At 65.9% G+C, this 22,153-nt stretch carries 24 protein-coding genes and 1 tRNA gene; 11 read left to right on the top strand and 14 right to left on the bottom strand.

What is annotated here, in order from left to right:
• Positions 1 to 118 precede the first annotated feature (118 nt).
• Both OXK16_01735 and OXK16_01730 read left to right on the top strand, forming a co-directional pair.
• Positions 119 to 1,321: an NADH:flavin oxidoreductase gene (locus OXK16_01735; GenBank protein ID MDE0374667.1), complete on the top strand. Its 1,203-nt coding sequence runs from the start codon at positions 119 to 121 to the stop codon at positions 1,319 to 1,321.
• Between the two features lie 394 nt (positions 1,322 to 1,715).
• The gene (locus OXK16_01730) at positions 1,716 to 2,003 is read left to right on the top strand and encodes a DUF2283 domain-containing protein (protein MDE0374666.1); all 288 of its coding nucleotides are present in this window, start codon (positions 1,716 to 1,718) and stop codon (positions 2,001 to 2,003) included.
• Between the two features lie 72 nt (positions 2,004 to 2,075).
• On the opposite strand, the gene guaA is transcribed toward OXK16_01730, so the two are convergent.
• The 4 genes from guaA to OXK16_01710 all read right to left on the bottom strand — a co-directional run bounded on the left by guaA (position 2,076) and on the right by OXK16_01710 (position 6,055).
• The gene (gene guaA, locus OXK16_01725; GenBank protein ID MDE0374665.1) at positions 2,076 to 3,638 is read right to left on the bottom strand and encodes a glutamine-hydrolyzing GMP synthase; all 1,563 of its coding nucleotides are present in this window, start codon (positions 3,636 to 3,638) and stop codon (positions 2,076 to 2,078) included.
• The gene (locus OXK16_01720) at positions 3,635 to 4,795 is read right to left on the bottom strand and encodes a GuaB3 family IMP dehydrogenase-related protein (GenBank protein ID MDE0374664.1); all 1,161 of its coding nucleotides are present in this window, start codon (positions 4,793 to 4,795) and stop codon (positions 3,635 to 3,637) included. Before OXK16_01720 ends, guaA begins: the two co-directional genes overlap by 4 nt.
• A gap of 106 nt (positions 4,796 to 4,901) precedes the next feature.
• A complete protein-coding gene (locus tag OXK16_01715) occupies positions 4,902 to 5,576 on the bottom strand; it encodes a hypothetical protein (protein MDE0374663.1) in 675 nt (224 codons plus the stop codon).
• Positions 5,577 to 5,599: 23 nt separating this feature from the next.
• Positions 5,600 to 6,055 carry a hypothetical protein gene (locus tag OXK16_01710; GenBank protein MDE0374662.1) on the bottom strand — a complete coding sequence of 152 codons (456 nt, stop codon included), beginning with the start codon at positions 6,053 to 6,055 and terminating at the stop codon, positions 5,600 to 5,602.
• Positions 6,056 to 6,170: 115 nt separating this feature from the next.
• Here OXK16_01710 and OXK16_01705 point away from each other — a divergent pair, with 115 nt between their 5' ends.
• Positions 6,171 to 6,899, top strand: coding sequence for a CPBP family intramembrane metalloprotease (locus tag OXK16_01705; protein MDE0374661.1), 729 nt, complete (start codon positions 6,171 to 6,173; stop codon positions 6,897 to 6,899).
• Positions 6,900 to 6,918: 19 nt separating this feature from the next.
• Here OXK16_01705 and trpS read toward each other — a convergent pair whose 3' ends face one another.
• Positions 6,919 to 7,899 carry a tryptophan--tRNA ligase gene (trpS, locus tag OXK16_01700; protein MDE0374660.1) on the bottom strand — a complete coding sequence of 327 codons (981 nt, stop codon included), beginning with the start codon at positions 7,897 to 7,899 and terminating at the stop codon, positions 6,919 to 6,921.
• Positions 7,900 to 8,180: 281 nt separating this feature from the next.
• Between trpS and cimA the strand changes: the two genes are divergently transcribed.
• Positions 8,181 to 9,782 carry a citramalate synthase gene (gene cimA, locus OXK16_01695; GenBank protein ID MDE0374659.1) on the top strand — a complete coding sequence of 534 codons (1,602 nt, stop codon included), beginning with the start codon at positions 8,181 to 8,183 and terminating at the stop codon, positions 9,780 to 9,782.
• Positions 9,779 to 10,573, top strand: a complete 795-nt coding sequence (locus tag OXK16_01690; protein ID MDE0374658.1) for a hypothetical protein — start codon at positions 9,779 to 9,781, stop codon at positions 10,571 to 10,573. Before cimA ends, OXK16_01690 begins: the two co-directional genes overlap by 4 nt.
• 13 nt (positions 10,574 to 10,586) lie before the next feature.
• Here OXK16_01690 and OXK16_01685 read toward each other — a convergent pair whose 3' ends face one another.
• Complete coding sequence (locus OXK16_01685; protein ID MDE0374657.1) at positions 10,587 to 11,126, bottom strand: CoA pyrophosphatase; 540 nt, start codon at positions 11,124 to 11,126, stop codon at positions 10,587 to 10,589.
• Between the two features lie 90 nt (positions 11,127 to 11,216).
• On the opposite strand from OXK16_01685, the gene OXK16_01680 reads away from it, so the two are divergent.
• Positions 11,217 to 11,852 (top strand): GNAT family protein, encoded by a 636-nt coding sequence (locus OXK16_01680; protein MDE0374656.1) that lies wholly within the window; start codon positions 11,217 to 11,219, stop codon positions 11,850 to 11,852.
• A gap of 44 nt (positions 11,853 to 11,896) precedes the next feature.
• Here OXK16_01680 and OXK16_01675 read toward each other — a convergent pair whose 3' ends face one another.
• The gene (locus OXK16_01675) at positions 11,897 to 12,094 is read right to left on the bottom strand and encodes a helix-turn-helix domain-containing protein (GenBank protein MDE0374655.1); all 198 of its coding nucleotides are present in this window, start codon (positions 12,092 to 12,094) and stop codon (positions 11,897 to 11,899) included.
• A gap of 186 nt (positions 12,095 to 12,280) precedes the next feature.
• On the opposite strand from OXK16_01675, the gene OXK16_01670 reads away from it, so the two are divergent.
• Positions 12,281 to 13,711: an MFS transporter gene (locus OXK16_01670; protein MDE0374654.1), complete on the top strand. Its 1,431-nt coding sequence runs from the start codon at positions 12,281 to 12,283 to the stop codon at positions 13,709 to 13,711.
• A gap of 117 nt (positions 13,712 to 13,828) precedes the next feature.
• Positions 13,829 to 14,050, top strand: a complete 222-nt coding sequence (gene infA, locus OXK16_01665) for a translation initiation factor IF-1 (GenBank protein ID MDE0374653.1) — start codon at positions 13,829 to 13,831, stop codon at positions 14,048 to 14,050.
• 33 nt (positions 14,051 to 14,083) lie between these two features.
• Here infA and OXK16_01660 read toward each other — a convergent pair whose 3' ends face one another.
• The 3 genes from OXK16_01660 to OXK16_01650 form a co-directional block, all read right to left on the bottom strand.
• Entirely contained in the window at positions 14,084 to 14,818 is a 735-nt protein-coding gene (locus tag OXK16_01660) for a sulfite exporter TauE/SafE family protein (protein MDE0374652.1), read from the bottom strand.
• A 6-nt stretch (positions 14,819 to 14,824) separates the two neighbouring features.
• On the bottom strand, positions 14,825 to 15,304 hold the full coding sequence (locus OXK16_01655; protein ID MDE0374651.1) for a DUF2587 domain-containing protein: 480 nt from the start codon (positions 15,302 to 15,304) through the stop codon (positions 14,825 to 14,827).
• A 108-nt stretch (positions 15,305 to 15,412) separates the two neighbouring features.
• Complete coding sequence (locus OXK16_01650; GenBank protein ID MDE0374650.1) at positions 15,413 to 15,994, bottom strand: CDP-alcohol phosphatidyltransferase family protein; 582 nt, start codon at positions 15,992 to 15,994, stop codon at positions 15,413 to 15,415.
• Positions 15,995 to 16,140: 146 nt separating this feature from the next.
• On the opposite strand from OXK16_01650, the gene OXK16_01645 reads away from it, so the two are divergent.
• The 3 genes from OXK16_01645 to OXK16_01635 all read left to right on the top strand — a co-directional run bounded on the left by OXK16_01645 (position 16,141) and on the right by OXK16_01635 (position 17,964).
• A tRNA-Arg gene (locus tag OXK16_01645) sits at positions 16,141 to 16,213 on the top strand.
• An 84-nt stretch (positions 16,214 to 16,297) separates the two neighbouring features.
• The gene (locus tag OXK16_01640; GenBank protein MDE0374649.1) at positions 16,298 to 17,095 is read left to right on the top strand and encodes a methyltransferase domain-containing protein; all 798 of its coding nucleotides are present in this window, start codon (positions 16,298 to 16,300) and stop codon (positions 17,093 to 17,095) included.
• A 278-nt stretch (positions 17,096 to 17,373) separates the two neighbouring features.
• On the top strand, positions 17,374 to 17,964 hold the full coding sequence (locus OXK16_01635) for a class I SAM-dependent methyltransferase (GenBank protein MDE0374648.1): 591 nt from the start codon (positions 17,374 to 17,376) through the stop codon (positions 17,962 to 17,964).
• 9 nt (positions 17,965 to 17,973) lie between these two features.
• Here OXK16_01635 and OXK16_01630 read toward each other — a convergent pair whose 3' ends face one another.
• The 4 genes from OXK16_01630 to OXK16_01615 all read right to left on the bottom strand — a co-directional run bounded on the left by OXK16_01630 (position 17,974) and on the right by OXK16_01615 (position 22,153).
• Complete coding sequence (locus tag OXK16_01630) at positions 17,974 to 19,203, bottom strand: DUF222 domain-containing protein (GenBank protein MDE0374647.1); 1,230 nt, start codon at positions 19,201 to 19,203, stop codon at positions 17,974 to 17,976.
• A 172-nt stretch (positions 19,204 to 19,375) separates the two neighbouring features.
• Positions 19,376 to 19,798 (bottom strand): hypothetical protein, encoded by a 423-nt coding sequence (locus OXK16_01625; protein ID MDE0374646.1) that lies wholly within the window; start codon positions 19,796 to 19,798, stop codon positions 19,376 to 19,378.
• Positions 19,795 to 20,859: a CvpA family protein gene (locus OXK16_01620; protein MDE0374645.1), complete on the bottom strand. Its 1,065-nt coding sequence runs from the start codon at positions 20,857 to 20,859 to the stop codon at positions 19,795 to 19,797. Before OXK16_01620 ends, OXK16_01625 begins: the two co-directional genes overlap by 4 nt.
• A 4-nt stretch (positions 20,860 to 20,863) precedes the next feature.
• Positions 20,864 to 22,153 carry an AI-2E family transporter gene (locus OXK16_01615; GenBank protein MDE0374644.1) on the bottom strand — a complete coding sequence of 430 codons (1,290 nt, stop codon included), beginning with the start codon at positions 22,151 to 22,153 and terminating at the stop codon, positions 20,864 to 20,866.

Raw genomic sequence — 22,153 nt, 5'->3', positions numbered from 1 at the left:
CCAGGCCCCATGTCACGTAATCACAGTGTTGTGATTAGATGACATGGTGGATGCGCCCCCCTCACGGCGCGTGCCAGAATGGCGCACCCGACCCCGCCGAACGCGTCAGGAGATCGCGATGAGCAACCTGCCTCTCTACCTCCGGCCGGGGCGGATCGGGACGGTCACCATCGCCAACCGGATCGTGCGCGCCGCCACGTCCGAGACCATGGCCGCGCCCGGTGGGGAGGTACTGGACTCGTACGTGGACCTGTACCGTCGCCTGGCCACCGGAGGCGCGGGCCTGATCCTCACCGGCCACATGTACGTCGATCCGCGCGGGCAGGCCAGCCGCCACCAGACCGGGATACACCGCGATGGTGTGATCCCGTACCTCCGGCGAGCCACCCACGCCGTTCACGAGGCCGGCGGGACGGTATTCGCCCAACTCGGCCATTGCGGAAGCCAGACCATGATGTCGTCCATCACCCCTGTGGCTCCCTCGCCGGTGCCGAACGCCATGTACGCCCACCAGCCCGAGGAGTTGTCCGAGGCCGGGATCGAGGCGCTGGTCCGGGCGTTCGGTGAGGCTGCCGGGCGAGCCAGAGAGGCGGGTTTCGACGGTGTCCACATTCACGGCGGCAACGGTTACCTGATCTCGGAGTTCTGCTCGCCCCATGCCAACACCAGAGAGGATGGCTGGGGTGGTGACGCCGAGCGCCGCGGCCGGTTTTTCATGGAGGTCTACGAGGCCGTGCGCGCGGCCGTCGGGGCAGGGTTCCCGGTAACCGCGCGGCTCAGCGTGGAGGACTCGGTTCCGGGCGGCCTGCAGCGGGAGGAGTCACTGCAGCGGGCCAGGTTGCTGGCGGAGCGGGGTATCGACGGATTCGAGACCACCTTCGGCGTGATGCGCAGCTACGCCGAGAACATCCGCCCGTACGTGGCGGTCGGCCGTCGTCAGGCCTGGAGGCAGTTGCTGGCGCAGCGGTGCTGGACCCCCGAGGGTCCTGAGGCCTATTACCGGCCCTTCGCCCGGGAGGTCCGCCGGGCTGCCGGCGTACCCACGATCCTGGTGGGCGGCGTGCGGACCACCAGGACGATGACCGATGTCCTGGCCTCCGGCGACGCCGACTTCGTGGCCATGGCCCGCCCGTTCATCCGCGAACCCGACCTGGTGCGGAAGCTCGAGGCCGGGCGTACGGGCGGGGTCGAGTGCGTGTCGTGCAACATGTGCCTGGCCCACGACGGCTGGGATCCCCTCCAGTGCTGGCGCGACACCCCGGCAAACGTCATCCGCCACCTCCGCAAGCGCTACTGGACCAACCGCCGCAACCCGCAATAAGGATTGATCTCACTCGCGTCCCTCTTTCCTTCACACACTACAGCATGTATATATACACGATTGTGCTAAACGTCAGTCATCGTAAGACGAACCCATTCATAGTCCATCCGCTGCCCCGGTCGGTTTCCGATCACTCGGGGACGGTATAGATCCCTGTGGAGGTCTCCTACACGCGCCACGCGCGTGCCCGGATGAAACGGCGCGGAGTCACACCTCTAGATGTGGAAACAGCCCTCAAGCGCCAATTCGGAGACCCGGAGCCTGGAACACCAGGTACGATCTGGATCAGTGGATTGGCCGCCGGTGGGCGTATCCTCCGGGTGTGCGCAAGTGTTGAGAACCGATACCATGTGATCACAGCCGCGTGGCCCGATGAGCAAGGAGGTTTCATCGGATGATCTTCTCCTACGACAACGATGCCGATGCCCTCTATATAGAGATCAAGGATTCTCCTGTCGCGGGTACCCGGCAATTCGACGAGGGCACCATGGTCGACCTGGACGCATCCGGCGAAGTCGTCGGCATAGAAATACTCCAACCCGCACGTGACTGGCCTCTAGAGGAGATAAAGGCCTCCTTCGGACTTGGGGAAGACAACACAGCGATTCTCGAGTCCATGTGGGGAACCACGCCCGAGGGACAACCCTATCCCTTCACCAAGCCCCTGCGCCTAGTCGGCTAGGCCGCGCACATCAAGGGTGGATGCGGCAGCCGCCGAACACCACGTCTGACCACCACTCCAGATGCCGATCCCCTACTCCCACTCGATGGTGGCGGGTGGCTTGGAGGAAATGTCGTAGGCCACCCGGTTGATTCCCGGAACCTCGTTCATCATCCGGCGGGAGATCCGCTCGAGGACCGGATACGGGATCCGGGCGAAGTCCGCCGTCATGGCGTCCTCGGAGGTGACCGCTCGCACCACCAGAGCGTGGGCGTAGGTCCGTCCATCGCCCTGAACCCCCACCGTCCTGACGTCGGGCAGCACCGCGAACGATTGCCATATCTCCCGGTAGAGCCCGGCGCGGTGGATCTCCGCGGTGACGATGGCGTCGGCTGCCCGGAGGAGTTCCAGCCGTTCCCGGGTGATTCCTCCGATCACGCGCACCGCCAGGCCGGGGCCGGGGAAGGGTTGGCGCCAGACGACCTCCTCGGGAAGCCCCAACTCCTCCCCCACCGCCCGGACCTCGTCCTTGAACAGGTCTCGAAGCGGCTCGATGAGCTCGAAATCGAGGTTGTCGGGGAGCCCGCCCACGTTGTGGTGGGTCTTTATGGTGGCGGCGGAGGCGCCGCCGGACTCGATGACATCCGGATAGAGGGTGCCCTGGACCAGGAACCGGGCATCAGGGATGCCGGTGGTGGCCTCCTCGAAGGTGCGGATGAAGAGCTCGCCGATGATCCGGCGCTTACGCTCGGGATCGGCCACTCCTGCCAGCGCGTCCAGGAACCGATCGGCGGCATCGACCCGTATCAGGTCGACCTCGAAGTTCCGGCGGAACGTCTCGTCGACCTGCTCCGCCTCCCCGGCTCGCAGCAGCCCGTGATCCACGAACACGCAGGTGAGGCGGTCCCCCACCGCCCGATGGACCAGGGCGGCGGCCACCGCCGAGTCGACCCCTCCGGAGAGGCCGCAGACAACGCGCGCATCGCCCACCCTGGCCCGGATGGCGCTGACCTGCTCCGTGATGATCGACCCTCCGGTCCAGTCTTGCGCTGCCCCGCACGCGTCCCTCACGAACCGCTCCATGATGTCGAACCCGTGGTCTGTGTGGATCACCTCGGGGTGGAACTGGACGCCGTAGAAACCGCGCTCCGGCTTCTCCATGGCCGCCACCGGCGAGCCCGGCGTAGTGGCTACGCCGGCAAACCCGTGCGGCGGTTCCGTGACGGCATCCATGTGGCTCATCCAGACATCCTGGCGCGCCGGGGTTCCGGCCAGCAGCAGCGAGTCGCCGGTCACGTCGAGCGAGGTACGTCCGTACTCGGCCTCGCCGGTCCGCTCCACCGTGCCGCCCAGCAGGCGCGCCAGCAGCTGGTGGCCGTAGCAGATGCCGAGCACGGGGACACCCATCTCCAGGAGGCCGGGGTCGATCAGGTAGGCGTCATCGGAGTAGACGGACAGCGGGCCGCCGGACAGCACGAGACCGAGCGGGTGGTGGCGCCGGACCGCCTCCACGCTGATATCGCGGGACACGATCAGGGAGAATACGCCGGCCTGGCGGATCCGGCGGGCGATCAGTTGGGCGTACTGGGCGCCCAGATCGACCACGAGCACCGGGCGATGGCGGGCCTCCCCGCCGGCAGGCGGAACAGGATTCAAAAACCCATCCCGACTCGCTGGCTCCGCTGGAGGGCCTTTCCCTCGGTCCGGACCGACGGCGCCACCACCAACTCCGCCTTGTGGAACTCCTTGAGGTCGGCGTACCCCGTGCTCGCCATGGCCAGCCGCAGCGCGCCGAACAGGTTCTGGCGGCCGTCGTTCTCGCGAGCCGGGCCCACCAGGATCTGCTCGAGGGTGCCCAGTTGTCCGGTCATCACCCTCGTGCCCCGGGGCACCGACGGGTGGAAGGTAGCCATTCCCCAGTGGGCGCCTCGACCCGGCGCCTCGATCGCCGAGGCCAGCGGCGAGCCGATCATCACCGCGTCCGCCCCGCAGGCGATCGCCTTGGCGATGTCACCACCGGTGCTCATACCGCCGTCCGCTATGACGTGGACGTACCGTCCCGCCTCGGCCAGGTACCGGATCCGCGCGCCGGCGGCGTCGGCGATGGCGGTGGCTTGCGGCACCCCCATCCCCAGCACCCGGCGGGTGGTACAGGCCGCGCCGGGGCCCACCCCAACCAGGATTCCGGCGGCGCCGGTGCGCATCAGGTGGATCGCTCCGGCGTAGGAAGCGCACCCACCCACGATCACGGGGAGGTCCAGGCCGGCGATGAAGGATGAAAGGTCGAGAGGATCGTCGCGGCTGGAGACGTGCTCGGCCGACACCACCGTGCCCTGGATCACCAGGACGTCGAGCCCGGCCTCCACCACCCCGTCGATGTAACGCTCCACGCTCTGCGGGGTGAGGGACGCCGCGGCGACCACCCCCGCCGACTTGATGTCGGAGATGCGCTGTCGCATGAGATCCGGCTCGATGGGCGCCCGGTACAACTCCTGAAGGCGGGCGGTGGCGCGGTCGGCCGGCAGCGTCGCCACCTCCTCGAACACCGGTTCGGGATCCTGGTAGCGCGCCCACAAACCCTCCAGGTTGAGCACGCCGAGGCCTCCCAGCCGGCCGATGGCGACCGCGGTCGCTGGGGACACAGCCGAGTCCATCGCCGACCCGAGCATCGGTAGCTCGAACCGGTAGCCGTCCAACTCCCAGGAGAGGTTGACGTCGTCAGGATCGCGGGTGCGGCGGCTGGGGACGACTGATATGTCGTCGAAGCCGAAACCGCGCCGACCCGACTTACCGATGCCGATCGAAATGTCCACCTAGCAAACCTCCCAGTGCGCTCCAAGAAAATACCAGACCCTCCACGGGCGTCCGGCTCTTGAGCTTCCGCTCGAAATGGCGCGGCCGACCGGCAACGGCGCGCTTCTATCCCTGTTGGAAGGCTTCGAAGTAGAGGTCGTTCCACCGTCTTGACTCGTCGTCGCTGAAGCAGGAGTGAAGCCGGTATCCGTCTTTCAGGTACTCGGCGCGGGTCTCCGCGTCGAGCGCCAGTTTGTCCTCATACGGCGTGAAGAACAGGTAGTCGATGTAGTGCTCGTGCTCGCTCGCGAAGTCGATCATGCAGCTCGCCGACCCTTCTGACAAGTCCTCGCCGAGCAGGATCCCGACATAGGCGGCGTACAGGCGCCCGGGGGTGTCCGGCGTGAAGCACGCCTCATGCAATTCGTGATCAGACATAGCACCGGCACCTCTGAGCGGGGAGTCCAGGATCGCTTCGAACTCGTCGGTGCCGATGCGCTCGCGGAAGCAGTCCAGCTCGGCGTCCGTGAACGCGCCGATTACGTCCGCCAACTCTATGTCAACCATCTCGACCAGTTGCTGGTAGACGCGGAACTGCAACGCCGCCACCTCTTCGTCGGAGAAGCACTCCAGGATCCGGGAGTTGATCTCGGCCAGTTCCTTGGCGGGAACGCGCTCCCCTTCCCACTCCAGACCGGCCTGCTGGTGGTAGCTCTCCGGGATCCGCAGGGCGAGGGGCACGCGGCACCGGCGGGCCTCCTCGTCCATCCGGCCCGCGGTAGCGTCTCTCAACACGATCATGGCCAGCACCACGTTGTCCTGGGTCAGGCACGAGAACAGCCTGGTGACGAGTGAGGGTCCCGGCCTGCGTCCTCTCCATCTTCGCTCAGAACCGGCCTGGACACGAAGATGTTGTACACCATCTCCCCGAGAGCCGCCTTGATGCACTCCCTCTCGTCCCCGGAGATCCTGTCCATCACGTCCTGGTAGGTGGTGGAGGCGTCCACGAAGAAATCCGCCCGGGTGCCGCGTGGCTGCGCGGCCGGCTCCGTCTCTCCGGGCGCGGTGGTCGTAGTAGTCGCAGGCGCCGCGGTAGTCGTAGTAGTCGCAAGCGCAGTGGTGGTAGTAGTCGCAGGCGCAGTCGTGGTAGTAGTCGCAGGCGCCGCGGTGGTCGTGGTCGGGTCGGACTCCGAGTCGCCCGAACAGGCCCCGGCTAGCAGCGCCACGGCCAGAACCGCGGCCGCGGTGAACATCCGCCGGAGCCCGCGGGATTCGCGCATGGGTCGGACTCTACCCCTCCCGCTACTGAAACTCCATGATTTCGGCAAGCGGAGGCAGGTCCGCCGGGAGAACGGCGGCAGGATTCCCGCAGCACGGCACTAGCCTGGCGGGTCAGTGCTGGAAGCTCGCTGGCGTTGGTACGACGCCCTTACGGTCCTCGGAGCAGGAGTCCTTGGGGCGGTGGTCGCAGGACTGATCGCCGGCGCGCTCGGCGCGGATACCGCCGACCCCCACTTCTACTTCTGGGTCCTGATTCCCCTCCAGAACCTCGGCCACATCGGCGCGCTCGCCCTGCTAGGCAGGGTTCGAGGGTTCCCCGACCTGGCCGAGGCCCTCTCGTTCGAGGTCGAGCCGCGCCACGCCCGCTGGGTACTGGCGGGTGCGGCCATGTCGATAGCGCTCGCCTGGCTCGCGGCCGGCCTCCGCTTCCTGCTGGGCGTCGAGGATGCGACCCCCCAGGCGATCGTGGAAGCGGTTGCCGAGACTCGTGGAACGAGCACGATGGCGGCCGTAGTGGTGGGCGTGGCGGTGCTGGGCCCGGTCGTGGAGGAGATGATCCACCGCGGGCTGGTCTTCCGGATGCTCCTGGGAAACAACCGCAAGCCGATCACGGCCGTCATCGTCAGCTCTGTCCTATTCAGCGCCATCCACCTGGTGGATCCGTCGCTGTACAGCGCCGCCGGCGCTGTCACCCTCCTGGTCCTCTTCGCGTTCGGGTTGTTCCTGGGAACGCTGAGGGCGCGGACCGGCACCCTCGGTCCCACGATCTTCGCCCACAGCGGCTTCAACCTGACGACGCTGGTGGTGCTGTTCTTCTTCCCGACCCCTCCATCTGGTTTGTAGTTGTGCTGTCAACCAGGAACTAACAACTGATCCCGATGAGGTGGCGCACGCCGGTCATGGTCTCCTCGGCCCTGGTGCGGGCCGCTTCGGCGCCCTCTGACATGATCCGTTCCACGTCGGGGTCGTCCAGGTCGAGATAGGCTCGGCGCACCGGCGCCAGGCCCGAGATCACCGCCTCGGCAACGGTTTGCTTGAACCGTCCGTAGCCGACGGAACGGTACTCCTCCGCCAGTTGGTGGACGTTACGGCCCGTGAACGCGGACAGGATGTCAAGTAGGTTGCTGATCCCGGGCTTGCGCTCCACGTCGTAGGCGACCAGGTTGCCCGAGTCCGTAACCGCCCGCCGAACCTTGGTCACGATGGTGTCGGCGTCGTCGGTCACGATTATCCGCGAGCCCGGATCCGGATCGGACTTGGACATCTTGGAGGTGGGATCCTTCAGGGACATCACCCGTGCTCCCACCGGCGGGGTTATCTGCTCGGGCACCGGGAAGAAGTCTCCATAGCGTGAGTTGAACCGGTCAACGAGATCACGGGTGAACTCGAGATGCTGGGTCTGGTCGTTACCGACCGGTACGGCATGCACGCGGTGGACCAGGATGTCGGCTGCCATCAGCACCGGATAGGAGAACAGGCCCAGGTTCTGCCCGCCCTTGTCCTCCTTCTCCTTGTACTGGGTCATCCGGCCCAACTGGCCCATCGAGGCGAAGGTGCCCATGATCCAGGACAGCTCGGCGTGCTGCGGCACCTGGCTCTGGTAGTACACCATGGAGCGGCGCGGGTCGATCCCCGCCGCCAGCAGGATCTTGGCGGTCCGTACCCGGGCCCGCGCCAATTCGGCGGGATCCTGAGGGAGGGTGAGGGCATGGAGATCGACCACGCAGTAGACCGTGGCGTACTCGTCCTGCATGGCCACCCAGTTGCGGAGCGCCCCCATGTAATTGCCGATGTGGATGTCACCGCTGGGCTGGATCCCCGAAAAGACCCTTCTGGTGGTCACCTCATCACCTCCGCTCAAGTCATCCAGAGGTTACGCCGACCGCCCGATGACCGCTAAACGGTGCGTCCGCGCAGCACCGGTCCACCGGCCCGTCCTGAAATGGATGTTGACATACCGGAGCGGATCAGCGACACTCGGTCCGGAGATGAGCAACCACACCGGGATCATTATCGAATAGGGCATAGGGAACCGACCCCTGTGTCCGCAACCCTGCGCCCCGGCGCAGGGTTCTTTATTTGGCGACCACCGTCCGCCGGCCTCACAAAGGGAGGGAGCCTCGCATGGCACATCCCCGACTCGAGATCTACGACACCACCCTGCGCGACGGGGCGCAGCAGGAAGGCATCTCGCTGACCGTCTCCGACAAGCTGCGGATAGCCGCTCTGCTGGACGACCTCGGGGTCGGCTACATCGAGGGCGGATGGCCCGGGGCCAACCCGAAGGACAGCGAGTTCTTCAAGCGGGCTCGTTCCGAGCTCAGCCTCCGTACCGCGTCGCTGACCGCTTTCGGCGCCACGCGCCGGCCCCGCCGGTCTGTCGAGGGCGATCCACAGATGCTCAACCTGCTCGAGGCAGAGACAGACGTGGTCTGCATCGTCGGGAAGGCGTGGGACTACCACGTGCGCGAGGCCCTCCTGACGGACCTGGACGACGGCGTCGCCATGGTGGCCGAGTCGGTGGCCTACCTGAGGCGCCACAACCGACGGGTCTTCTTCGATGCGGAGCACTTCTTCGACGGGTACCTGTCGAACCCCGACTTTTCCATCAGAGTGCTCCGCGCCGCATTCGAGGAGGGCGCCGAACGCCTGGTCCTGTGCGATACCAACGGAGGACGCCTGCTGCCGGACATCGCAGGCGCCATCGACCGGGTCCAGGAGGCTCTTCCCGACGCACAACTGGGCGTGCACTTCCACAACGACGCCGGTTGTGCGGTGGCCTCGTCGCTGACCGCTGTCGAGATGGGGATCCGGCAGGTTCAGGGGTGCATCAACGGCTACGGAGAGAGAACCGGCAACGCCGACCTCTCCACCATCCTGCCTGACCTGGTGCTGAAGATGGGAGTCCCCGTACTTGATCCGGTCCGGCTCGAGATACTGTCGCCCATCGCCCACCACATCGCAGAGATCGTGAACGTCAGCCTCGACCCTCACAGTCCGTTCGTGGGCGCGTCGGCCTTCACCCACAAGGCCGGCCTGCACACCTCGGCGCTGGCCCGGCGCCCCGACGCCTACGAGCACCAGAACCCGGCTCACGTTGGCAACCGGACCCGTACCGTGGTCTCGGAGCTGTCGGGCCGCTCGACCATACTCGCCAAGGCCCGGGACCTGGGCATCGCGTTAACCGGAGCACAGGCCACCGAGGTGCTGGACGAGATCAAGCACATGGAGAACCGGGGTTACCACTTCGAGGCCGCTGACGGCTCGTTCGAGCTGATGCTGCGGCAGGCCGGAGGATGGTCGCACGACTTTTTCGAGCTGGAGTCGTTCCGGGTCTCGACCGAGCACCGCTCCGACGCGCTGGTCATGGCGGAGGCCACGGTCAAGATCGTGATCCGGGGCGAGCGGGTGATAAGAACCGGCGAGGGCAACGGGCCGGTCAACGCCCTGGACCATGCCCTCCGGGAAGCGCTCAAGCACCACTATCCCCAACTCGACACCCTGCGCCTCACCAACTACAACGTACGAGTCCTGGACGCCACCGCTTCAACGGCCGCGGTCGTGAGGGTCTTCATCGAGATGAGCGACGGCCCCTCGACCTGGGGGTCCATCGGGGTGCACGAGAACGTCATAGAAGCCACCTGGGAGGCGATGGCCGACGGGATCGTCATCGGCCTGCTACGCGCTGGAGCGGAGCCGGCCGGAGCGGCCGGCAGCCCATCATGATCCGCCCCGGCGTACCTCCGGTCGAGGAGTCGCTGCTCAGCCAGGCCGTCCACCTGGCCCGCCAGGCGGGACAGTTCACCCTGCGCTGGTATGACGGAACCACGGAGGTGATGGTGAAGGGGGACGGGAGCCCGGTCACGGAGGCGGACCGGGCGGCGGAGCAGTTCCTCCGCACCGAACTCTCCCAGCGCTTCCCCGAAGACGGCATCGTGGGGGAAGAGTTCGACGACACCGCCGGGTCATCCGGACGCACCTGGTTCATCGACCCCATCGACGGCACCCAGTCCTTCATCCGGCGCGTGCCGCTCTTCGCGACGCTGCTCGCACTCGAGGACGAGCACGGCGCCGCGGTGGGCGTCATAGACCTCCCCGCGCTCGGCGAGACCGTCGCGGCCGGCCGGGGCCGGGGCTGTTACCTGAACGAACGCGCCGTATCGGTGCGCCGCCGATCCGATCTGGATGGCGCCGTGATGTGCACCAGCGGCTTCGACCTCCTTCCCCAGGACATGGCCGAACGCCTCCACGCGGGGCCGATGATCCTGCGGGGATGGGGCGACGCCTACGGTTACAGCCTGGTGGCTTCGGGCCGGGTGGACGCCATGCTCGACCCGATCGTGAATCCTTGGGACGTGGCGCCGATGGCGGTGATCCTCCCGGAGGCCGGTGGCAGGTTCACAGACCTGTCCGGACAACCATCGTTCCGATCCGGAACCGGCCTGGCGACCAACGGCGATCTCCACGATGCCGTCCTCGAACTCGTTACCGGTCGACCAGCTGCCGGTCGCGCCTAACCGAGCAGCACCTCTACGAGTACGGCTCCAGGCCGATGAGCCGCCGCACCATCCGAGCGGTCGCTCCCCACAGGGTGTCGCCATCCAGGTCGAACACGAACACCTGGTGGCCCTTCCACGACTTGCTGCGCCAGCGGGTCTCGTCGAGAAGGGAGTCCACGGTCGGAGTGTGTATCCGATCCACCTCGTTCGCGTCGGGACACAGCCTGGGGACTCCGGAAAGCCATCCGACCACGGGCACGACCAGGAGCGGGTAGCTCACGGTGTGGATGGCGGGCAGGTAGCCGAGCACCTCCACCGTGGCGGGCTCGATACCGACCTCCTCACGAGCTTCGCGAAGGGCGGTGTCGAGCGGCCTCTCCCCCGGTTGCGGCTTGCCCCCCGGGAAGGCAATGTCACCGCCGTGCGTGGGCATGTGGAGCGGACGACGTATCAGGACCAGTCTGAGATCGTCGCCGTCCTCGTACAGAGGGGCCAGCACCGCCGCCTGCTGGGCTCCGTTACCGGTCGGGGGCTCGGGCAGCAGGCGGGCGGGATTCCAGGGATGGTCCATCAGGAGATGCTAGAAGGGCGACCAGAAGCCCGGGCGAAGGGATTGGAGTGGTGGCCGGGGCCCCCTATACCGGATAGGCTCGCGATTGCCATGCGAATCCCTTCCCGAGACGTGTTACCCCCGCTCGAGCACTACACGCAGCGTTTGATGCTCCGGCCATTCAGGCGGCGTGACATCGAAGCCCTGTACGCCGCAGTACGCGACTCCCAGACGGAGTTGGCCGAATTCCTACCCTGGGCTACCAGGACCTTTACGAGGGCTGGAGCGGCCGGCTTCGTCCGGGAAAGCATGCGCTCGTGGCGCGAAGGCAAGGCCTACGACTTCTCGATCCGGCTCCACGACAGGCCCGATCGCCACGTAGGCAACATCAGCATCTGGCATGTCTCCCGCAGCTCGCGATCCGGCGAGATCGGTTACTGGATCAGAACGGAGGACACGGGACGAGGCATCGCCACCGAAGCCACCCGCGCGGCCCTCCGGATCGGGTTCGAAGAGCTGTCCATGCACCGTATGGTGCTCCGCGTAGCGGTGGGCAACAAGGCGAGCGAGAGAGTAGCTACGAAACTCGGGTTCGTGCGCGAAGGAGTGCTGCGAGAGGAGATCCAAGTGGGCGGTCGCTGGATGGACCACTCGGTCTGGGGCCTCCTCGACCACGAGTACCGGCGCCTGATCCGGACGGACCCCCGCATGGAGGACCCGGACTCCGGCGACCAGAATGGTCGATAGGCCAGGACACGATCACTGCCTGGCCTATCCACTAACGAGCGTTATCAGCTGCCTTCGGTGCTCGCCGGATGAGCCCGGACGAAGTCCAGCACCTCGCTACGGAAGAACTTGAAGGTCCTACCTCCCGGAAGGCGATAAGCGGGAAGGCGGCCTTCCCTCGCGTACTTCCGGATCATCTGGACGTCCATGCCCAGAAGGTCGGCCACCTCGTTGGCGCCGAGAATCTTGTCTTCGCTTTGCATCAGCCCGCTTCCTTGGTCGGATACCATGACGGTTACCTGTGGCTACCCGGAGAAGCGTCTGACCCTTCGGCCAAAGCCCGCCTCTCTCGTGGGTAACTAGGATAGTTTAGCGTAATTCTATGACTATTGCCAACAATAGGCTCGAAGAGGCACGCCAAGGAGCGCGACCATACCGGAAATGTACGAATGACCAGGCTCTTTAAGGCTCACGACAAGGCTCGTGTGGTCTACACGATAACGATCTTCGTGGTCCTGGCGTCACTGGACAACGCTGCAATCGCGCTCTATCCGGTACTCACGAACGTAATAGCCGCCGACCTCGGAGAGAGCCAGGCCGGCGTGGCGGCGGTCACCGCCTTGATCATCCTCGTAACCGCTCTGAGCGCGGTGGGCTGGGGATACATAGGCGATCGGTCACGACGCAAGCCCCTACTCTTCTGGGCCACGCTGGCATGGAGCGGTGGCCTGCTGCTGGCGGCGAGATCGGGATCCCTCACCGAACTGGCGCTGTGGTCGGTCCTGGTCGGTGCCGGCCTGGGCGCCATAGCCTCCGTGGGATTCTCGGTGATCTCCGACTTCATCCCCCCACGGCGTCGAGGTCTGGCGATGAGCTTCTGGGGGCTCTCCCAGGGTGCGGGCGGCTTCCTGGGCATCCTGGTGGGCGGCGTCCTGGGCGCGTCCGACTGGAGGCGCCCGTTTATCGGCTTGGCACTGGTCGGCGCCGCGGTGGCCCTTTTGTACCTGACCACGGCCGAAGCACACCGGGGCCGGGCGGAGCCGGAGCTGGCCGAGGCGCTGGCCGCCGGAGGAACCTACGACTACCGCATCGAGCGATCCGACATGAGGAAGCTCTGGAAGATCCGCACCAACCCGTGGCTGGTTCTCCAGGGCCTGACCGCCCAATTGGCGTACGGATCGTTGGTCTGGGTGCCCCTCCTGTACCAGGGCAAGGTCGAGGCTGACGGGTACGACCTTGCCACCGCTACGGCGGTAGGAGCTGTCTTCGGCGCCATGTTCCAGCTGGGTGGGATTGCCTCCATCCTGGCGGGGCATCTGGGCGACCGCCTCCAGCGCAGGACCGCCCGGGCCCGAGCCGCCATCTCAGCAGCCGGCATCCTGGGCGCCATCCCCTTCTTCGTGGCGTTCTTCTTCATCCCGTTGCGCGGCCTCGAAATCCCCACGGACCAGGGAAGTATGGCAATCGTCCTGGCCACTCTCCGCAGCGTTGTCACCAACCCGTACGCGGCGAGCGCCTTCCTGCTGATCCTGGTGGCGGTCGTCCTCAGTTCGGCCGACTCCCCCAACTGGTTCGCCCTGATCTCCGACGTGAACCTGCCCGAGCATCGGGGGACCATGTTCGGGATCGCCAACCTTTCCAACGGGGTGTCGCGGGCAGCAGGGAACGGACTCACGGTTCCGGTGGCCGCGGCGCTCGCCGCCAGCTTCGCGGCGCCATTGAACTACGCCATCGGCCTGGCCCTCTTCCAGGTCTTCTTCATACCGACGGGCCTGTGCTACTGGATGGCGTCCCGAACTTGTCCGGGCGACATCGCCCGGGCCCGGGCCGTGCTGGCCGAGCGGGGCCGCCGGGCTCGGCCGGATTCCGGACCCGGTTGATGAAACATCCGGCTAACCAGGCCCTCCGGCAGCGCCCGCCATGCATTAGCCTTGGTCGGTCAGGGCCTCAGCATCGCCCGGAGCCCGGCCACATTTCCGATACAGAGAGGACCCTTCTTGCCCAAGGATGACGTGCTGCGGGTTCAGGGCAGCGTTGTCGAGACCCTGCCCAACGCCATGTTCAACGTGAAGATCGACGGTGGCCTCGAGGTGCTTGCCCGAGCCTCCGGCAAGATGAGACGGGGGCGGTTCATCCGTATCCTCCCGGGCGACCGAGTCGACGTCGAGCTATCCGCCTACGACCCCAGCCGCGGACGCATCGTCTGGCGATACAAGTAGCAACCGGTCTTTGCGGTGGCCCGGACGTTCCGGTCACCAGAACATCATCCTGATAGCCGCCCCCACCGCCGCGACCACCAGCACCCACCTCGCCCAGGCCGACCCCTTGTGCACCGCCAGCCTCGCCGCCAGGTAGGCGCCCGACGAGAAGCCGAAGGCCAGGATCACCCCTAGCCACAGGTTCACGTGTCCGGCCCAGAAGTAGAACGGCAGGGTGATCAGCGAATAGGCGGCGATTATGACGACCTTGGCGCCGTTGCCCCTGAGCATGCTGAACCCGGAGCCGAGCACCAGAGCCGTCAGCAGGAGTATCCCCACCCCGATCTGGACGAACCCGCCGTAGAAGCCGATGAAGAAGAAGGCCACGGTCCGGCCGACGGGGCCCAGCCGGGACGGCGCCTCCTCCAGCCACTGCTTGGTGTTGACCACCGCAGAGACGGCCACCAGCAGCAATACCACCGCGAAGACCCGCTGCATCCCGTCCGGCGGGATCAGAGTGGCGATCCAGGCTCCCAGGCCGGCGCCGGCCAGCACCGGCGGTATCAGCACCGATATCCGGCTCCAGGGGACCGAGTCGCCCCGCTGGTACGCGGCGATGCCGGCCAGGTTGGCGAACAGGACCGGCACCCGGTTGGTGCCGTTGGCGATGTTGGCGTCGGACATGAGCGTGAGCAGCGGGATGGTCAGGGCCGATCCCCCACCGGCCACCGCGTTGATGAAGCCGGTGGCGAACCCTGCCACCAGGAGTAGGACCAGCTCCAGGGTCACGTACGGCTACAGATAGAGGCCGCCTCCGCCGTGGTCCTCGTCGGGTGGGGGGCCGCCCCTGATCTGCTTTAGTTGGGCGCGAGCGGCCATCTGCTGGGTCATGATGGCCGCCTGGATACCGTTGAACAGGCCCTCCAACCAGCCGATCAGCTGGGCCTGGGCCACCCGGATCTCTGCCTGGGTCGGAACTCCCTCGTCGAGAGGGACGAACACCTCGGACAATTCCTCCCGTAGATCATCGGTCAGCACCGTGTGGAGCTGCTCCAGAGTGGCGTCGAAGACCGCCTTCAACCGCGCTCGCCCTTCTTCATCGAGCGTGGCGGTCCTGACCTCCTCCAGCATGGAGCGGGTCATGGACGCGATCCGGAGTAGCTTGGCGGGCTCCTCGATCCGGTCCGGAATGTCTTCCTCTTCGGTGGAGGTCTCCACCACCATGAGGCCGCCGGCCGATGCCGGAGCGTCGGTTTCCTTGCGGTCGTCGGTCATGGGGTCTCCTCCATATCGGTCGGTAAATGGCACGGAGCGGGAGCTCCTGGGGAGAGCGGATTCGAGACTATCACGATTCCCGGCCTTCCCTCCGCTCGCCGGGGATCCTCACTCCGCCCAGTCGTCAAGGACCAAGCGACGATGCCGGCGGCGCCCCGTCACCAAGCCGGCGAGGCCCGCCCAGAAAGCCCGCCACACCACATCCCAGAACCTCCTCCAGCCCGCCAACAGGAAGACGATCACATGCAGGACGACCAACCACCAAAGGTCGGCCCAGAGGTACAACGCCATGATGAACATCCCGTACTGCGCGGCGACGCCCACCATGACCGCGGCGGGATTGGACACCAGGACCGACATGACCAGAACCACTGCGGCGAGGGGCACGGCCGCCCACCACGAGAAGTAGCCTGCCAATCCCAGACCCAGGCCCGCCGCGCTGGCCAACCAGGCATCAGCGCGCAGGTCCCAGTCCTTCAAGCGGGTCTCACGATGAGCTCTGCGGGCCAGGCGGCCGTCCAGGAAGTCCGTCCACCAGGCAATAACAACCACCAGAACCGCGGCGTCCATGCTGCGATTCGACACCAGCCAGAGCATGATCGGGGCGCTCAACAGGCGCGCCAGCGTGAGCAGGTCGGCGACATCGGCCTGATCGAGTCCGGTCCCGACCCCGGATGCGTCGCGGTCCATGGTTACTTCCATCCGCTAACGGTGTCACTGAATCATATAAGCGAGGACTGCGGTACGGGATCCGGACGCGATGCATCGCCCCTCCCCGATCTGGTCCATGCGCGCCGCTACCATTTGCGGTCCCCATCCGGCCCGTCACCGATCCCGCCCGCGTAGCTCAGGGGATAGAGCAACCGCCTCCTAAGCGGTAGGTCGCAGGTTCGAATCCTGCCGCGGGCGCACTACTGCCGCCGGAGCACAACAACCGCGATACGCTGGTGTGCGAACGCATCGAATAGGAACCGTGGGGAACAGAGGCGAACCGTGTCGGGTGACGTCAGCTTCGATGGGATCGCGAACGAGTTCGAGTCCGGTATCTACGGCTCCACCAAGGGCGCCGTAAGACTTGCCGTCCTCTGGAGCGTCCTGAACGACGATGTGCCGGCATTGATTGGTAAGCCGATGCGCATCCTTGATGCCGGTGGCGGATCAGGGCATATGGCAGTACGGCTGGCCGGCCTGGGCCATTCGGTGGTCCTGTGCGACGTCTCTGAGGAGATGCTTGCCAAGGCGGCCATGAGAGCCGCAGAAACCGGAGTCGCCGACGTGATCGACATCCGCCATGCATCGATTCAGGGGTACGCGAGTATCGCAGACGAGAGGTTCGACCTCGTTCTGTGTCACGCAGTCCTCGAGTGGCTGGACGATCCGAAGTCTGTCGTTGGAGACCTGGCGCGGCTGATGAAGCGAGGAGGTCACCTGTCTGTGATGTTCTACAACCGCTTCGCTTCGCTCCTCAAGCGAGCCCTCGCCGGTGACTTCGAAGCCGCCCTCGAGGACTACCGGACCGGCCCGATCAGGCGGGGGTGGGGGGAAGGCGCGACCGCCCTGGACAACGAGGTGGTGGTTTCGTGGCTCGAAGACCACGACCTGGAGGTGACTGCTAAGGCGGGCATCCGTATCTTCCACGATCATGTGGTCGATGAACTAGTCGGACCGCATCGGCTCGCTCAGCTCATCGAGATGGAGAAGGCGGTTTGTCGGTCCGAACCCTTCGCGTCACTCGGCCAACACACCCACCTGACCTGTCGCTGGGTTGGACTACCTGTAGTGGGCGCGTAGGCCACTCAGACAGATCGATCACTCGGCGGTGGTTTGGAAGTCGCCCTTGCTTTGCGGGCGCATGACCTACGATCAAGGAAGCTATGTCCAATGGGAGCTGCATCCAGAGCGGGGCATCTTCGTGCGATTGGTATCACGGCACCTGGAAGCATCTTCGGCTGCTCGACCTCGTTTCCACCCCGTCGTGGCATGCTCCCTTCTTTCGCAGGTCGATGGCCGAAGTGGGCGCCAGACGAGGCGACCCCCGAGTCCTCATTAGTGGCTGTGCGGATCACGCGATGTACGAGTTGGTCTACAGCCAACTGGCTGATTCTGCCAAGGTCACCGCGATCGACCTCTGTCCGACACCACTATTGGGCACCGCCGAGTACGCAGAGCACATCGAGGCGCCAGTCCCGGAGTTGTTGGTAGGAGACGCCATCGACCACCTGAGGCCGGGCTTCTATGACATCATCGTGAGCGACTCGTTCTTGCCCCGGTTTCCCACCGACGAGCTGAGGAAGCTCCTGGCCGCATGGTGTGCGTCGCTGTCGCCCAAGGGGATCGCCCACACCACGGTCCGCCTACCCGGGACGAAACGCGACTCGAGGTCCGACAGAACCGGCAGACTGGACCGCTGGATCCAGATAGCCAACGATGCTCGTCCGTGGTGGCCCGACTTGTGCGACTTGCCGTTCGAGGAGTTGCTCCGCCGCATCTCCGTGTTCGTAGGAAGCAAGAAAGAAACACGGCGCTCAACCTGTCGAGACTCCGATCTCTCTTCGTCGAGGCCGGATTCCACCGGCCCACCATTGCCACGCGCAGTTATCGCGACAGGGAGTTCGCCCTTGTCGAAGCGCGCAAAGTACCGGCTTAGATCTGCTGGATAAAACCTATGGCTATCCGCCGGGGTGGGGTTGTTGGGGGTGGTACTTATCGAGGAAGGCCTGGTAAGCGCGCTGTTGCTGTTGGTGGGGGCTGAAGTATTCGACGTTGGTGGGGTGCCGGTAGTGGACCCAGGTTCGGGGTGGTAGAAGGCGGCGGCGGTGTGGTGGTGTTTGGGGGTCGATGCGGTGTCCCCTTCGGTGAATGGCGATGTGGTGGTGGTACCAGCACAGCGTCGCCAGGTTGTCGGCCGTGTCGGGACCGCCGTTGCGTCTGGGGATGACGTGGTGGGTCTGGAGCCGGTAGCCGCTTTGGCATGAGTCGATGACGCATTTGCGGTCCCGTGCGAGCACGGCCCGGCGGAGCCGTTTGGGAGTCTGACGCTGGGGTGGACCGGTGTCCACCACTTGGTCGTCTTGGATGATGACGGGTTCGACCCGTCCTTCGCACTCGACCGTCTCCACTGCCTGAGGACCGACGCGGGGTCCGTTGAACACCTCAACGCCTTGGGTGTTGGCGGACTGGTCGGCGAGGGTTTGGTCTTTGATCAGCATGATGACGGGTTCCCGGCCGGCGGGGTCGCCTGGTTGGAGGTGTTGGTCCAGGTCGTCTTGGGCCATGGTGGTCAGGCCTATGGCCTGTTTCTGAGCGGGTGTCAACTCAGTATCCGGTTGAGAGGTGATGGGTGGTATGTGGTCGGCGCGGCGGTCCAGGGCTTGGCGCACGATCTGTCCGTCGGTGGCGGAAAGCCGCCCGGACAGGTGCCATACCGCGCCGTCGTCGGACACGCTGAGGGTGACGTACTGTCGGTCGAAGGCGCTCCGTTCGTCGCCTCGGCTGAGTTTCCGGAACCTGGTCGCCAGCTTCGTGACCCCCGCTAGGTCCAGGTCCTCTGACGCGGCTACGTCGGCGGGGGTTGCTCCGGCTTGGAGGAGGCGTTGTTGGGAGACGGTGCGGTCGAACGGCAGGTGGCCGCGTCCTATGAGGTCGATGGTGTCGTCGTCTAGGCGGCGGGCCAGGTAGGCGACGTCACGGGCGACAGTGTGGGGTATGTCCAGCCTCGATGCTGTCCAGTCGATGAGGGAGCGGTACCCGTCCCGTACGATCCCCCGATGGCGAATCACCATCTTGAGCCAGGAGAGTTGGCGACCACGGAGCCGGTCGATCTCCCGCTGGGCGTCTTTGAGGTTGTTCTCGGCGACCAGTATGGAGTCGGCGTCATGAAACGCTGGTGCTTCGTACATAACAATCAACATAACGCACCCCTGTGACAAAACACCGCCCAAACATTCACCAAATAGACAAATACGGCCAAATGGGTCCCGGCCGATTCAGCGAACCCCGAAACTCGACCGTTGAATCCCCGACCACGTCCGCCCTTCGGGCTTCGCTGGGAAGACCCTGCGATCGGGCGCGTCACTCCGGTCTCGTCATTGCGGCCGCCTTGGACGCACCCCAGGCCAGGTGGGACTTCCAGGCTGCTTCCCCAAGGTCGTTCGATGATGCGGGTGCCAGGTCGAACAGGTCTCCGGGCAAGGCGTTGGTAACCAACTCGTCGCGGGGCACGGGCTGGTGTCCGGCCCGCTCCAGAGCCGCGGTCGGGAACCTGAGGGCCTCCTGGAACAGCTCCAGAGGGCCTCGATCCTGGCTCGCGAAGGGTCGTCCGAGCAGGTCGGGGAGAGCCGTCTCCAGCCATCGACGGCCTTCCTCGATGGCGCCGTCCATACCGGGCGGAACATCCAGGCCGAGGCGGGCGACCCTGTCCCGGACGTATGGCGCGTAGGCGGTCACGAGGACAGAGGCCAGTTCGGCGGCGATGGGGGTCAGCCCGCCGGTCATCCCGTGAACACCTGCACCACCATCAGCCCGAGCGGACCGTCATGCACCGAGATCCCCACGCGGGTGAATCGTGTCTCCAGCATGGTCGCTCGATGACTGGGCGATGCGGCCAGGCCGCCGTGGACACCGTCGACGGTCGGGTTCAGGGCCAGGTTCTCCCCGGCGATCCGGAACGGTATCCCTTGCGCGACAAGACGATCCGCCACCGACCCGGTACCCGGCGAGACGTGGGAGAAATAGCCTTCCTCGTACATCTCTACGCCGTGCCCGGCGGCGATCTCCGCCAGGGCCGCCGACCATGCCAGCGGTTCTTCGCCGGCTTCGACCCGGAACAGGTTCAGCCGGTCCAACAACTCGGTGGCCAGATCGGGACGAGCCTGCACCGGCTCCTCAGCCGGCGTTATCTCCACCCGCTCATCGCCCTCGATTACCACCAACCTGTCCAGCAGCTGGATGACCGGGACGGCGATGTCCTCCACCGCATCTCCAACCGCAGAGACATCCGCACCGCCGTCGCCAACGCCATCGAGCAGTACCGGACTCTCCTCCGACAACCTCCTGAGGTTCAGGTAGGACTCGAGGACCCGGTCGCCCAGAAGCCGGCTGATGCCCGGGGTGAAGCGCGGTCCCTCGGATGTGACCAGGGCGACAGCCCTCGACTGATCGAGCGCCTGGACCACCGCCGACGGAAGGTAGGGCGCGCTAGCGACAGCCAGGATCAGCAGACCGGCCACCACCACGAACGCCGCCGCCGCAACGAGCGCTCCACCGAACTGATCCACCAACCGCACCGGTCCGGACAGGACCAGAATCCGGCGGATCAGCAGGCGGCCTACCAGGAAGACGACCAGGAACACCACTGCTGACGCGATGAACCGCGACGTCAGGGGGCTGGCGCCGGTCCACGACTCGACCACGCCTTGCCCGACGGGTCCGACGCGGTATCCCACCACGATCCCGACCGACAGAAACACCAGACCGGCGGCCGCGCTCAGCAATCCCCGCCGGTACCCGAGAACGACAGCCAAGCCCAGGCCGGACAGCACGAGGATGTCCAGCATGGGGTCAGCTATCCGTCAAAGAATCGGTATCGCCGGATCCTGTCCGGTCCGGGTCGGCGATGTCACCATCAGCGGCGGCCGGTCCTCCCCCATCCTCCTCATCAGCCCTGCTCGCCTCCGCCCCACCACGACGGAAACGCTCCCGCAAGGGCTCCACCTCGTACTCCACCACCACGGCCGAGGCGGCCTGCTCCCAGGACTCTCCGAGCACCCGGGTGCGCCAGAGATGGCCGATGATGATCTTGAAGACCGCGGTGGTCGGTACGGCGATGAGCACGCCCAGCAGTCCCCCGATGGACCCACCGGCCAGCAACGCCAGGATGATGGTGACGGGGCTCAGATGGACGGCCACCCGTAGCACCATGGGGCTCACGAGATGATTGTCGAACTGCTGGATGATGAGAAAGGCGATGACGACCCAGACCGCCCGGATCGGATCTCCCACGATCAGCGCGGTCGCCACGCCGAGCGCACCTCCCACCCACGGACCGATGAAGGGCACGACGTTGAGCAACCCGGCCAGCAGGCCGACTATCAACCAGAACGGCAGGTCGAGGATCCACAGCACCGTGCTGGACAGGACTCCGACGATGGCCGCCACCACCAGCTGGCCCCGGACGAAACCTCCCAGGGCCTTGCCCACCTGCCGGGCCAGATGGATCACCTCGGCCCGATCGGCCGCCGGAACCAGGCGCTCCGCCGCCCTCCGGAGATTGTGCGCATCCACGACCATGTAGAAGGCCAGAACAGGAGCGAGCAGCACGACCACCACCCCCTCGACGAGCCCCCTGGCGAGCTCTCCAGCCCGGGAGAGGCCCTCCAGGATCACCTCGCGGTTGGACGGATCCGAGAACCAGCCCACCAACTCGTCGGATAACGAGTCGACGCCGGCCAACTCGACCGGGAGGTTGAGAGACGCGGCCAGATCGGCCACCACGTTGAAGGTGCTGTCGATCACGTCGGGGACTCGGTCCACCAGCTCGACGGTCTGCCGGCTGATGATCGGCACGATCAACACTCCGATCAGCACGAGTATGCCGCCGAGCACCAGGTAGACGAGGCACCCCCCGCCCACCCTCGGGATCCTGTAGCGCTCCAGGATGTCGATCAGTGGTTTGACCAGGTAAACGAGGAGTACCGCGAATATCAGCGGCGCCCAGATGATCCGCACCTGGTAGACGGCCCAGGCCACTAGTGCGATCACAACGAAGATGCCCACGATGCTCCAGGCCGCCACGCCTACGCCCCGTAGCCAGTCGTGCCTGGTAAGCCTTTCGCGATCCTGCTGGTTCAC

This window comes from bacterium (assembly GCA_028821235.1).
In the GTDB taxonomy this organism is placed as follows: domain Bacteria; phylum Actinomycetota; class Acidimicrobiia; order Spongiisociales; family Spongiisociaceae; genus Spongiisocius.
This window is presented reverse-complemented; position numbering and strand designations above follow the sequence as displayed.

Excerpts from the sequence above, each read along its gene's own strand:
- OXK16_01670 (MDE0374654.1), top strand. The coding sequence starts at position 12,281 with ATGACCAGGCTCTTTAAGGCTCACGACAAGGCTCGTGTGGTCTACACG.
- OXK16_01730 (MDE0374666.1), top strand. The coding sequence starts at position 1,716 with ATGATCTTCTCCTACGACAACGATGCCGATGCCCTCTATATAGAGATC.
- OXK16_01655 (MDE0374651.1), bottom strand. The coding sequence starts at position 15,304 with ATGACCGACGACCGCAAGGAAACCGACGCTCCGGCATCGGCCGGCGGC.
- OXK16_01675 (MDE0374655.1), bottom strand. The coding sequence starts at position 12,094 with ATGCAAAGCGAAGACAAGATTCTCGGCGCCAACGAGGTGGCCGACCTT.
- OXK16_01630 (MDE0374647.1), bottom strand. The coding sequence starts at position 19,203 with ATGTACGAAGCACCAGCGTTTCATGACGCCGACTCCATACTGGTCGCC.
- OXK16_01685 (MDE0374657.1), bottom strand. The coding sequence starts at position 11,126 with ATGGACCATCCCTGGAATCCCGCCCGCCTGCTGCCCGAGCCCCCGACC.
- OXK16_01625 (MDE0374646.1), bottom strand. The coding sequence starts at position 19,798 with ATGACCGGCGGGCTGACCCCCATCGCCGCCGAACTGGCCTCTGTCCTC.
- OXK16_01710 (MDE0374662.1), bottom strand. The coding sequence starts at position 6,055 with ATGCGCGAATCCCGCGGGCTCCGGCGGATGTTCACCGCGGCCGCGGTT.
- OXK16_01635 (MDE0374648.1), top strand. The coding sequence starts at position 17,374 with ATGTACGAGTTGGTCTACAGCCAACTGGCTGATTCTGCCAAGGTCACC.
- OXK16_01620 (MDE0374645.1), bottom strand. The coding sequence starts at position 20,859 with ATGCTGGACATCCTCGTGCTGTCCGGCCTGGGCTTGGCTGTCGTTCTC.
- cimA (MDE0374659.1), top strand. The coding sequence starts at position 8,181 with ATGGCACATCCCCGACTCGAGATCTACGACACCACCCTGCGCGACGGG.
- OXK16_01650 (MDE0374650.1), bottom strand. The coding sequence starts at position 15,994 with ATGGACCGCGACGCATCCGGGGTCGGGACCGGACTCGATCAGGCCGAT.
- OXK16_01690 (MDE0374658.1), top strand. The coding sequence starts at position 9,779 with ATGATCCGCCCCGGCGTACCTCCGGTCGAGGAGTCGCTGCTCAGCCAG.
- OXK16_01715 (MDE0374663.1), bottom strand. The coding sequence starts at position 5,576 with ATGATCGTGTTGAGAGACGCTACCGCGGGCCGGATGGACGAGGAGGCC.
- OXK16_01680 (MDE0374656.1), top strand. The coding sequence starts at position 11,217 with ATGCGAATCCCTTCCCGAGACGTGTTACCCCCGCTCGAGCACTACACG.
- OXK16_01735 (MDE0374667.1), top strand. The coding sequence starts at position 119 with ATGAGCAACCTGCCTCTCTACCTCCGGCCGGGGCGGATCGGGACGGTC.